The following is a 12,010-nucleotide window of genomic DNA, read 5'->3' on the forward strand; positions in this document are numbered from 1 at the left end:
CCCCACATATATTCGCCGCCACGACATGGAAACGGATGCCGAAGCGGGAGGCCCCAATGGCGACATTGCAGAATTTCGATGCCGAAATTGCCAAGACCAAGCAGGTCGTGCAGGACATGCGCACCAAGATCGAGCAGTCCGGCACGGTGCTCGACACGCTTGCCCAGGCCGACAAGAAGATCGGCGACGCCAATTTCGACATCGAGAACGCCCGCATCGAGGACGTGCTCAAGCAGCAGAAGGTCATGGAAGGCAACATCGCCGACCTGATCATCGGCCTCGAGGACGCCACCAACGTCTTCGGCGCCGAATTCGAGAGCATGAAGAACTACACCGGCTGGGAAAACTTCGTCGGCGTCTTTTCGGCGCAGCGCAAGCAGCGCATGCGCACCGACCGCGTCCGCAACATGTCTTTGGCCGGCAACCTGCAGGAGCTTTTGGCGAAGTCGGATACCATCGTCGGCATCCTGAAGGCGCAGAAACAGGTCCTCGACCAGCGCTACAAGACTTCCGAGACCAGCCTGTCGCAGGTGATCGAGCGCCGCAAGGTGACCATGACCAATCTGGAAGCGGTGCAGAAGCGCATCGAGGAATTGAACCCGCTGCTGCTCGACATCGAGAATAAGATCGCCGCGTCCACGACCCAGAAGGAGCGCACCGAGCTCGAGGGCGAGCGCTCCAAGATGGCGACCGAGTACAACGAAAAGCAGGCCAAGGAGCAGGAGCTGCTCGCCGAAAGCCAGACGCTGGAGCGCTACACCTCGATGTTCCAGACCTTCGTCGATTCGCTCAACAACCAGATCGCCGCGCAGTCGACGCTGATCAACAAGCTGACCATCGACACCGAGCAGCGCATCGTTCTCTACAAGGCGCTGGAAGATTCGCTTAAGACCGCCGCCCAGCAGGACGTCGCCCACAAGATCAACACGCTGGGTAGCCAGGTCGACAACACGGCGGAAGAGACCATGGCCGGCATCGGCGCCGCCTCGCAGAAGCATATCGGCGACCTGCTTGAAATGCATGAGAAGAACATGGTGGCTTCAGCCGACATCCAGCGGCGCAAGAAGCTTGCCGACGACGCTTTCGCGCGCCGCTTCGACGAGGTGATGAAGAAGCACAATTCCGCCAACTACGTGCAGTCCTAAGCAGGTTCCGCAAAAGTGTTCCACGGTTTTGCGGTCAGAACCTGCGAAAAACAAAGGAACCCAAGCAGCTATTCGTGGGGCATCCCACGAATAGCTGCTTGGGCGGTGCCGCTGATCTCATCTCCACGGCAGCCCCATGACACCTGAGAACGACGCGGCGGCACGCTATTTCTCCGCCATCACGGCGGCGCTGGGCGGACTGGAAGTGTTCATGCGCGACGACTGCTCGCCGCTTTACCGGCACGGCATCGTCGCCAAGATCGTCGCGGAATATATCGCGCGACTGGACAAATCCTTTGCCTGCTGGCGCAATCGGCTCGGCTTCATGAATACCTTCCGTATATCGCGCGCCGACAGCGGCTATCCCGTCTTCCAGAACCTGCTCGAACTGGAAAACGACCGCCAGCAGGCCGATGCTCGCCTGGCCAACATCCCGCAGGCCGGCGAGCTGCGCGAGGAGATGGCCGACTTCATCCTGCGCCACAAGGAATTTCCCGAAGCGCTGCAGAAGTCGATGGCCGAGCGGCTCTATCTGGAGGACGTCAAGAGCGAGGCGACCTTCGGTCCGTTCACGCTGGCCCAGACGGCCAAGGTTTCGGTCAACCCGAAGACCATGCGGCCCTATTATCTCGTCCACTGGGCCACATTCGACGGCAGCGCCAACCTGCCGCTGATCTACATGGTGACGGTCGAGGATTCCTCGGAAAGCATGGTTCGCCAGCTGGTCGACGACAGCACCGGCAAGCTGAACGAGCGTGTCGACATTCCCCTTCCCGTCGACGGCCTGCTCAATCCCGAGCTTGCGCACCGCTTCGACGACTTCACCGAGAAGAATTCCGCCTACACGCTCTCGCCGGCAACGATCGCGGTCAATCTCGACAAGGATTTCGAGCCGCTGCATCCCAAGCAGTTGCGGCGCGTCGTGCTTGGGCCCTTCTACTCGGCCGGCATCACCGACAACAATTCGACCGTGGCCGAGGTGCTCTCCAAGGTGCGCAAGCCGGAGAATGCCTGGCTGCTCACCTGGACCATCCAGGAGGTCTTTTCCAAGAGCGAGAAGCCCGGCCGCAAGGGGCTGTTCTCCAGCGAGAAGACGACGCAGGAATTCTTCATCAACACCGACGATCTCGAAGCCGCGCGCCAGGGCGTGTCGAGCTACGAGAACCACGCGCTGATCCCGCATGAGGCCTACCAGGCGCTCTACGCCGCGGGCGAGGCGCAGAAGATCTTTTCCGGCTACAAGGTCCACATCCTGTCCAACGGACAGGTCATCAGCGATGTATGATCGTCAAACCGCGGAGCATCCTTCATGGACACCGGCCTGACCACGATCTCGGAAGCCGCAATCGAAAAGCACCGCGCCATCGCGCAGAGCTTCATCACCCGCATCGTCGTGCTGGAGGATCCGGCGCGCGAGTCCGGCACCGCGCTTGCAGGCACCAACCGCCGCTTCGTCTCGACCGTTTCGGTCGGTTCGGTGCGCCGCACGCGCGAGGTCGAGCTGTCGAAGACGGTCGCCGCGATCCACCCCGACGACCAGTTGATGACGATCCCGCAGCACACACTGCTCTACCGCGCCCGGCGCGGCCTGGCGATCGCGCTCTCCATATCGGACGTCTTCGCCGAAGGCTCCGACCTTGAGAGCCTGCAGGCCAGGAACGCTCGCGCCCCGCTCGAAGGCGACGAAGCGTCGACCTTCAAGAAGTTGTTGTCGGCCTCGGCCTACGTTTCCGCCTTCAGCTTCGCCTCCTACCTGTTCCAGTTGATCGACAGCGATGGCGAGGCGCCGAACGACATCCCCGAGCCCGACTTCCTGTTCGACACGCCGCAGGACGCGGTGAAGTCGATCGTCGCTGGCCTCGACAAGGCGATTGCCGGCTCGAAGGATGACGCCGACCTGACGACACGGGCGCGCGCTTTCGCCCGTGTCGCCATCGACGGGCTGCTCGCGCGCAAAGGCCGCTTCGACGGCATCGGCCCATTCGAGAACGCGCATATCCGCATCGATGTCGACGACTTCACCCTCGACGGTTTCGACGTCGCGCCCGGCAAGCGTTCCAAGCCGCTGGTGATGACCTTCAAGAAACCGGAAGAGGTCGTCGGCAACCACATCGCCAAATTCCAGTCGGTCAGGCTGGCCAAGATGCTGATGGCTTACGACTTCGAGCGTGAGTTGAACCCCTTCGTCGAGCTCGGCGGTTTCCTCTTCACCTTCATCGGCGACGGCGCGCCGGGCACCGGCAAGACGACACTGATCCAGATGATCGCCGGCCTCGTCAACGGCTATTGCCAGGTGGCCGACTATCCGTTCGCCTATGAGAATTTCGGCGTCGACCAGATCTCGTCCTACCAGGGCAAGTCAGGTCAGAACTGTCGCCAGTTCATCAACAACGTGCTCAATCCGCGCGTCATCGGCTTCGGCACCATCGACGACATCGACCAGGTGGCCGCGCGCCGCTCAGACGACCGCGCGTCGGCCGGCCAGCAGGAAATCACAGGCGTGCTGATGGACGCCTTCGCCGGCGCCTCGACGGTCGTGCGCGGCAACTGCTCCTTCGGCATGTTCTCCAACTACCCCGAAAACGTCGACGACGCGTTGCGCCAGCGCGCCGGCGCCCGCTGGCTGGTCGACGGCCCGCAGACCCGCGACGACTATATCGACATCTTCGTGCTGCTCGCCGGCAAGAACCACAAGATCCCGCTGGGCGAGCATGAGCTCTATGCCGCGCAGGAGATCCAGCGCGCGGTGGCCGAGGCTTACGAAGAGCACGAGAAGCCGCAGGAAGACGGGCTGATGAAGGTCTACGAGCGTTACATGAAGGAGAATGGCGCGCCCAAGACCATGGCCGATATCGGCACCTACCTGCACATGATCAAGGACGCCGAACCGCGCTTCACCGGCCGCGCCATCAAGAACGTCACCGACGCGATCAAGATGCGCGCCATGGATATCGAGCTGCCGGACGACTGGTTCGAGAAGCCGGAAGCCTTCATGCACAAGAGCTACGACGACAAGAAGGCGATGATCGAAGAACTGCGCGGACCATTTTCGATGGACATGGTCATGCAGGAGATCAACCGCTACGCCGATTCCGAGTTCCGCTATTCCGACAAGTCCGACGACGCCGCGGTGGAAAAGCTGCTGCGTGACGCAAGGCTACGCGAGCGCGCGGCGCGCGAGATGGAGGAGTTGAAGAAGAAGGGGGCGTGGTGATCTTTTCCTTCTCCCCGTTCACGGGGAGAAGGTGCCCGAAGGGCGGATGAGGGGCGGCGCCATGCGTGGCAGAAATAAGCAGAAAGTAGCAAGAGCCCGTGAGCTACGGAAGACTGAGAACGATGCCGAGGAAAGGCTTTGGCATGAACTGCGCGGACGGCGATTGAATGGCCACAAGTTTGTACGCCAGTTACCGATCGGTCCCTATTTTGCGGATTTCGCTTGTCGCGAAGCCAATCTGGTCGTGGAGGTCGATGGCAGTCAGCACGCAGGCCGATTCCGGGATCGATACAGGGACGAGACGATGAACGGGAACGGTTGGTCGGTGTTGAGGGTCTGGCATGCAGATGTTCTGACAGGGCTTCCGAGCGTGCTGATACGATTGTTGCGGCGTTGGATGGTCGGCTGGATCGCAAGATGATTGGCGTTGATGCGAAATTTCTCCCGGCCGACAAGTCGGAGCAAGAGCGATGAGCGCCGGCGCCGCCCCTCATCCGCCCTTCGGGCACCTTCTCCCCGTGAACGCGGAGAAGGCATAGATGACCCGACCCGCCAAAAAACCCGACCTCCTGCGCGACAATGAGCTGATATACGGCCGTCTGCTCACTGTGGACGAGCTGCATCTCATCCAGCGCTACAACAAGGCGCTTGTCGCTTTCGGCCTCGAGCCGACCAAGCTGAAGAGCTTCCAGATCGACCGTACCGGCTTCTCGCCCGAGATCGCCGAGGAGTGCGGCGACTTCGACTATCTAGATCCCAACGAGGTCAACCGCCGCTTCATCATCCTGACGCCGTCACAGATCGACCTGCCGGTGGTGCACACCGCCTTCTCCAACACCTCGCAGCTGATGTTCGAGTTCATGTCGAAGAACCAGCGCGCCATCGACGCGCTGACCATCAAGGACGTGATCTACGGCGAGATCGAGGACTCGGTTCCCAAGGTCAACGACATCGAGGATCTGCTGTCGATCAACCAGGTCGAGTTCAAGGTGCTGTCGGCCGAGGACGTGCTGGGCAAGGCGGCCGAGCTCGGCAAGCTGGTCGACCGGCTGAAGCAGGAGCCGGACGCCTGGCGCGACAGCGCCATGCTCCAGCGCATGGTCGATCTCGCCAAGGTCTGCGGCGACATCCGTGAGAACGCGTTGGTTCCCGACCAGGTGATCTTCCGCCACAATGCCTACTGGACCAGCCATTTCGGCGGCCTCTACGTCTTCGTCGATCCCGATATGACGACGGTGATCTGCGATCCGGCCGCTCCCGGCTTCCGCCGCTCGCGCCCCTGGCAGGTCAGCTACCTGTCGATCAACGACGCCGACAAGGTGTTCCACTTCCTTGCCGCCACCGGCCGCGTCGACCTGCCGCGCGCCTCGTGGATCGAGGCCTCCGGCTATCTCGAGCACCGCGCCGAGATGATCGTGCGCGCGCTGATCCGCGATGCCGAGCCCAACCGCAACCTGACCGATGTCGACAAGGTCTGGCTGCAGACCTGGATCCACGGCCATGCCGATCTGATCGCCCAGGACGGGAACTTTCCCTTCCTCAACGCCGCCAAGCGCGAGATCGCCCAATTCGGCCATCTCAAGATCGAGGACGTGCCGCCGCGCCAGCGATTCCTGGTCGTGCGCGCCAAACCCGATCACCCCGATGCCTGGCTGACCAACCAGCTGATCTCGGATTTCGTGCCGCAGGACTTCGTTTCGCGTTACGTCTTCAACAAGCCGGGCTTCTACAAGGACTATGACGGCTTGAGCGACGCCTGGCGAAGCCATGTTGTGGACGTTCTGAAAACCACATATTTGAAGGACAAGGCGGCGTTCCGCGCACGCCTTTACGGCTTGACTGACTAGAAAAGTCTGGGCGGTTGTCCGTCCGGAATTTGCGCCAAAACAAAGGGTTAGGGCAGATCGCCGTTTCCCTTGAAACGGTGAAATGCTCTAAGGGGGTGCCACAGCCATGCTCGACCCGATCGTGAACTTCTTCACCCGGATCTTCCAGTGGATCGGCCGCGGTATCGGCTTCGTTATTGGCATTATCCTTTGGCCATTCATGTGGGTCGGTCGTTGGTACGGACAGCGCGGCTGGATCCTGAAGGCCGTGGTCGGCCTTGCCCTTGTGGTGTTGATCGGCCTTTACGCCAATTTCTTCTACGCCACGCAGTGGTGGAACAATTTCAACCCGAACTATCCCGACACTTACACGTTCGAGAAGCGCAACGTTTCCGCCGGCGAGCAGGTTTCCGCCGGCGCCGGTACCGACACGGCCAAGACCTGCGGCAACTCGGCGATCGCCCAGGTCGCGGCCGATCTGACCGACTTCAACGTCAACCAGAATGCCTGGATCTCGTCGATGATCCTCTACAAGCTCGGCCTGTTCGGCATCGACTGGGACAACACGCCGTGGATGGACAACAAGGCCTCCTTCCAGCGCGGCATCAATCAGGCAGTGCGGCGCACCGCGACCGAGCTTGCCGACAATCTCGGCCGCGTGCGCACGACCTCTCAGATCGATGCCGACCTCCAGGACGCACGCGGCAATCTGCAGTTCGACGAGTACACCTGGTATTTCGGCCTGAACCCCTTCGGCCCCAAGACGCCGACACCGAGCTACTATCGCGACGCGGTGCGCAAGCTGCGTTCCTTCAATGCGCGTCTCGCCACCTGCCAGGCGACGTTCGACGCGCGCGCCGACAATCTCAAGCAGTATATCGACCGCATCGCTAGCGACATCGGCTCGACCTCGGCGATCCTCAAGGAGCGCGCCGAAAACCACAACAATGGCTGGTTCGATACCCGCGCCGACGACCGCTTCTGGTTCGCCTATGGCCAGCTCTATGCCTATTACGGCCTCATGAAGGGCGCACAGGCCGACTTCGAGGACGTGCTCAAGGAAAAGCACCTGCAGAGCTTGTGGGATACGATGGATTCGCAGTTCGTCTCGGCGCTGCGCATCCAGCCCTTCATCATCGCCAACGGCCGCGAGGATGGCTGGCTGTTGCCGACACATTTGACGACGATGGGCTTCTACATCCTGCGCGTGCGCTCCAACATGGTCGAGATCAGCAACGTCCTGACCCAATAGAGCGGTTCTCCGTTTCACGGAAACGGAGAACCGCTCTATTTGTTTGTTCTTGCGCAATTCCGGACGGAAAACCGTTACACACTTTTCCTGGAATTGCTGTAGCCCGGCTCTCAGTGGTCAGGGGCGATGGCGGATTTGCGCCTTCACCCCTGTCGCTTTTCGCGCATTAGGCGGCTGTTTTAAGACGGCGAAACGGCCCCCGCTCTGGCTTCTATACGGCGCAACGACCGGACCCGAAACGACTGCCTTCAAGAGGCCCGGCGGCAGGAACACTCTTTCTTAACAGGAAACATAGTTGCATGGAAGTTGACGCCGCGCCAGCGACAGGGTTAGAACATGTCCTTGCGTCCGGGTGGCGTCTCGACCATGCACGAATGATCGAACCCCTCCCCTCCACCGCCTACTCCAGAGGAAAGCCGTCATGGCCGAAGTGAAGTCCGACATCGAGATCGCGCGCGCCGCCAAGAAGAAACCGATCCAGGAGATCGGCGCCAGGATCGGCATCCCGACCGAGCATCTGCTGCCCTATGGTCACGACAAGGCGAAGGTCTCGGCCGAGTTCATCAAGTCGGTGAAGGGCAACAAGGACGGCAAGCTGATCCTGGTCACCGCCATCAACCCGACGCCTGCCGGCGAAGGCAAGACGACCACCACGGTCGGCCTCGGCGACGGCCTGAACCGCATCGGCAAGAAGGCGATCATCTGCATCCGCGAGGCCTCGCTCGGCCCGAATTTCGGCGTCAAGGGCGGTGCCGCCGGCGGCGGCCTTGCCCAGGTGGTGCCGATGGAGGACATGAACCTCCACTTCACCGGCGACTTCCACGCCATCACCACCGCCCATAATTTGCTGTCGGCGCTGATCGACAACCACATCTACTGGGGCAACGAGCTCGGCATCGACACCCGCCGCGTCGCCTGGCGCCGCGTCATGGACATGAACGACCGCGCACTGCGCGAGATCATCTGTTCGCTGGGCGGCGTCGCCAACGGTTACCCGCGTGAAGCCGGCTTCGACATCACCGTCGCCTCGGAAGTGATGGCGATCCTGTGCCTCGCCACCGACCTCAAGGACCTGGAAAAGCGCCTCGGCGACATCATCGTCGCCTACCGCCGCGACAAGTCGCCGGTCTATGCCCGCGACCTCAAGGCCGACGGCGCGATGGCGGTTCTGCTCAAGGACGCCATGCAGCCCAACCTGGTGCAGACGCTGGAGAACAACCCGGCCTTCGTCCATGGCGGCCCGTTCGCCAACATCGCGCATGGCTGCAACTCGGTCGTCGCCACCACGACGGCGCTCAAGCTCGCCAACTATGTCGTCACCGAAGCCGGCTTCGGCGCCGATCTCGGCGCTGAGAAATTCTTCGACATCAAGTGCCGCAAGGCCGGCTTGAAGCCGTCGGCGGCCGTCATCGTCGCCACCGTGCGCGCGATGAAGATGAACGGCGGCATCAAGAAGGAAGATCTCGGCAAGGAAAACATCGAGGCGGTCAAGAAGGGCTGCCTCAACCTCGGCCGCCACATCGAGAACGTGAAGCAGTTCGGCGTGCCGGCGGTGGTGGCGATCAACCACTTCACCACCGACACCGAGGCCGAGATCCAGGCCATGAAGGACTTCGTCAAGGCGCAGGGCGCCGAGGCGATCCTGTGCAAGCACTGGGCGCAGGGCTCTGCCGGCATCGAGGACCTTGCGAAAAAGGTCGTCGAGATCGCCGAATCCGGCGCCTCGCAGTTCTCGCCGCTCTATCCGGACGAGATGCCGCTGTTCGAGAAGGTCAACACCATCGTCAAGCGCATCTACCGCGGCGACGAGGCGATCGCCGACAAGTCGATCCGCGACCAGCTGCATGCCTGGGAACAGGCCGGCTACGGCAACCTGCCGGTCTGCATGGCCAAGACCCAGTACTCCTTCTCGACCGACCCGAACCTGCGCGGCGCGCCGACTGGCCACACCGTGCCGGTGCGCGAGGTCAGGCTCTCGGCCGGCGCCGGCTTTGTCGTCATCATCTGCGGCGAGGTCATGACCATGCCCGGCCTGCCCAAGGCGCCGTCCTCGGAAAAGATCTTCCTCAACGAGCAGGGGCAGATCGAGGGCCTGTTCTAAGCAGCCTTCACACCGGAAATGAATCGAGGGCGTCGCTTTGTTGCGGCGCCCTTTTTGCTTGCCGGACTAGGCGGCGTTCCGCTGCAAGGCCTGCTGGTTCGATGCGTAGATCGTGTCGCGTTCGGGCAGCTTCCCGGTCTTCAGGCAGTCGATCCATTCGGCGGTCTTCAGCACCGCGGCGAAGCGCGACTGCAGAACCACGCTCACCACCCGGTGGATGTCTTCGGCAGAGGCATAGCCGGCGCTGTTGGCGTAAGGCACCGAGCCGCTGGCATCCGAGAGGAACTCGACGGCGAAACCCATATGCACCGCGTGGATGATGGTCGACAGATCGCAATTGTGGGTCATGTAGCCGACGACCGCGATCGTATCGATGGCGTTGGCGCGCAGCCAGCCCTCGATATCCGTGCTGGTGAAGGCCGATGGCAGCGTCTTTTCGACATAATGGTCGCGGGCGCGTCGGGCGATCTCGGGATGCAGCTCGCCGCCATGGCTGCCCTTGGCGAAGATCGGCGAGGTCTCGGGCGCCATCTGCTTGATGACGACGACCTTGATGCCGGCCGCTGCGGCGGCATCCATGGCGCGCGCCACATTGACGACGGTCTCGGCGAAGGGCGGATGCTGGATGGCTAGATTGCCGCCATTGTAGTCGTTCTGGACATCGACGACGACAAGCGCGCGGTGCGGCTGGGTGGCTGGTGCCGACATGGCGATTTTCCTTTCGACCGGGTTGATGGCGCAAAGCTAGGCCGAACATCCGCACGCAGGAAGTGGCCCGATTGACATCATTCGAAAGAATTGGGACATTCGCCAACCAACGCAACGATGTCAGCCATGAAGAACCCGATCATCGCCGCTGTCGCTTTCGACGGCATCAGCCCGTTTCATCTCTCCGTGCCCTGCCTTGTGTTCGGCGCCGATCGAACCAAGCTTGGACTGCCACGCTTCAACTTCCGCGTCTGCGCGATGGAGGAGGGACCCATTCGTACCGATGCGGGGCTGAGCATCGTCGTGCCGCATGATCTTTCGGCGCTCGACGAGGCCGATATCGTCATCATCCCGAGCTGGAAGGACCTCGATGCCCCTCTGGCCGCGCCGTTCAAGGAGGCACTGCAAGGCGCGCATCGACGCGGCGCGCTGATCGTGGGCTTGTGCCTCGGCACCTTCGCCATTGCCGGCGCCGGATTGCTGGCTGGGCGCAAGGCAACGACCCACTGGGCTTATACCGATCAGCTCCAGGCGCTTCATCCAGACATCGCGATCAACGCGGACGTGCTCTATGTCGACGAAGGCGACATCATCACCTCGGCCGGCGTCGCTGCGGGGCTCGACTGCTGCCTGCACATCGTGCGCGCGCGCTATGGCGCGGAGGCCGCCCTTCGGCTTGCCCGCCATGTCGTGCTCTCGCCGCACCGGCAGGGCGGGCAGGCGCAGTTCATCGAGCGGCCGCTTGCGCCGACACCGAACGCCGACCGGTTCGCCAAGGCCCTCGATGACGTGCGCGCGACGCTCGGCGAGGCGCACAGTCTCGACAGCGTCGCCGGCGCGGCCGGCCTTACCCGCCGCACCTTCACGCGCCGTTTCCAGAAAACCACCGGCACCAGTTTCGGCGACTGGCTTGCTGACCAGCGCGTCGCCCTGGCGCAAAGGCTGCTGGAGCAGACGGACAAGTCGATGGATATGGTGGCCTTCGAAGCCGGTTTCGGTAGCGCCACCTCGCTGCGCCAGCATTTTGCCGCGCGGCTGAAGACCTCGCCGATGCAATATCGGCGGGAGTTTTCCAAGACCGCGGGCGCGCTCAGCGCGGCGTGACCACCCGCGCCGGGTTGCCGACGACGGTCGCATTGGCCGAGACGTTGCGCGTCACCACGGCGCCGGCGCCGACGGTGGCGCCCTCGCCTATGCTGACGCCGCCGAGGATGATGGCGGCGCCGCCGATCCAGGCGTTGTCGCCGATCGTCACCGGTTTTGCGATCTCCAGCCCGGCCAGCCGTCCAGTGGCTTCGCGATGATGCTCGGCGCAGTAGATCTGCACATTGGGGCCAAGCAGCGTGCCCTTGCCGATGCGCACCGGCGCGGTGTCGAGGATGGTGCAGCCGGCATTGAGGAAGACGCCCTCACCGAGGAACAGGTTGAAGCCATAGGCGCAGTGGAACGGCGCCTCGATACGCGCGCCCTCGCCCGCGCCGCCGAGCAGCGTCCGTAAGGCCGGAGCGATATTGCCGCGCTGCCGTGGCGGCAGGCTGTTGTGCTCGAACACCGCATCGCGCGCTGCGAAGCGCAGCGCCTCGAGCTCATCGTCGATGCAGGTGTACCATTCTCCCGCCGCCATCTTCGCGCGCTCGCTTTCCGTCATGGCGACACCTCCAGATCAGTGTGCTGCCAAAGCACAATCCATCCCGAGAGCATGATGCCGAAAAGTGTGGAGCGGTTTTCGGACAACATCATGCTTCCTCTCTTTCGACTCAAAAG

At 62.5% G+C, this 12,010-nt stretch carries 9 protein-coding genes and 1 pseudogene; 8 read left to right on the forward strand and 2 right to left on the reverse strand.

Annotated features, from left to right (window positions below; genetic code table 11):
• Positions 1-56: 56 nt before the first annotated feature.
• From EN852_RS00430 to EN852_RS00460, 7 genes and pseudogenes are all read left to right on the forward strand, one after another.
• Complete coding sequence (locus EN852_RS00430) at positions 57-1,145, forward strand: hypothetical protein (protein WP_127225865.1); 1,089 nt, start codon at positions 57-59, stop codon at positions 1,143-1,145.
• 136 nt (positions 1,146-1,281) lie between these two features.
• Entirely contained in the window at positions 1,282-2,430 is a 1,149-nt protein-coding gene (locus EN852_RS00435; RefSeq protein WP_127874483.1) for a hypothetical protein, read from the forward strand.
• 24 nt (positions 2,431-2,454) lie between these two features.
• Complete coding sequence (locus tag EN852_RS00440) at positions 2,455-4,359, forward strand: ATP-binding protein (RefSeq protein WP_127874484.1); 1,905 nt, start codon at positions 2,455-2,457, stop codon at positions 4,357-4,359.
• 61 nt (positions 4,360-4,420) lie between these two features.
• Positions 4,421-4,833: pseudogene (locus EN852_RS00445) on the forward strand (DUF559 domain-containing protein).
• Between the two features lie 65 nt (positions 4,834-4,898).
• Positions 4,899-6,206, forward strand: coding sequence for a DUF6638 family protein (locus EN852_RS00450; protein WP_127874485.1), 1,308 nt, complete (start codon positions 4,899-4,901; stop codon positions 6,204-6,206).
• Between the two features lie 106 nt (positions 6,207-6,312).
• Entirely contained in the window at positions 6,313-7,437 is a 1,125-nt protein-coding gene (locus tag EN852_RS00455) for a DUF2333 family protein (RefSeq protein WP_127874486.1), read from the forward strand.
• Positions 7,438-7,858: 421 nt separating this feature from the next.
• Positions 7,859-9,538: a formate--tetrahydrofolate ligase gene (locus EN852_RS00460; protein ID WP_127874487.1), complete on the forward strand. Its 1,680-nt coding sequence runs from the start codon at positions 7,859-7,861 to the stop codon at positions 9,536-9,538.
• Between the two features lie 66 nt (positions 9,539-9,604).
• On the opposite strand, the gene EN852_RS00465 is transcribed toward EN852_RS00460, so the two are convergent.
• Positions 9,605-10,246, reverse strand: coding sequence for a cysteine hydrolase family protein (locus EN852_RS00465; RefSeq protein WP_127874488.1), 642 nt, complete (start codon positions 10,244-10,246; stop codon positions 9,605-9,607).
• Positions 10,247-10,372: 126 nt separating this feature from the next.
• Between EN852_RS00465 and EN852_RS00470 the strand changes: the two genes are divergently transcribed.
• On the forward strand, positions 10,373-11,350 hold the full coding sequence (locus tag EN852_RS00470; protein WP_127874489.1) for a helix-turn-helix domain-containing protein: 978 nt from the start codon (positions 10,373-10,375) through the stop codon (positions 11,348-11,350).
• On the opposite strand, the gene EN852_RS00475 is transcribed toward EN852_RS00470, so the two are convergent.
• Positions 11,337-11,894: a sugar O-acetyltransferase gene (locus tag EN852_RS00475; protein ID WP_127874490.1), complete on the reverse strand. Its 558-nt coding sequence runs from the start codon at positions 11,892-11,894 to the stop codon at positions 11,337-11,339. The genes EN852_RS00470 and EN852_RS00475 overlap by 14 nt on opposite strands.
• Positions 11,895-12,010 lie beyond the last annotated feature (116 nt).

Origin of the sequence: Mesorhizobium sp. M2E.F.Ca.ET.209.01.1.1 (assembly GCF_004010375.2) — a bacterium.
GTDB lineage: Bacteria > Pseudomonadota > Alphaproteobacteria > Rhizobiales > Rhizobiaceae > Mesorhizobium.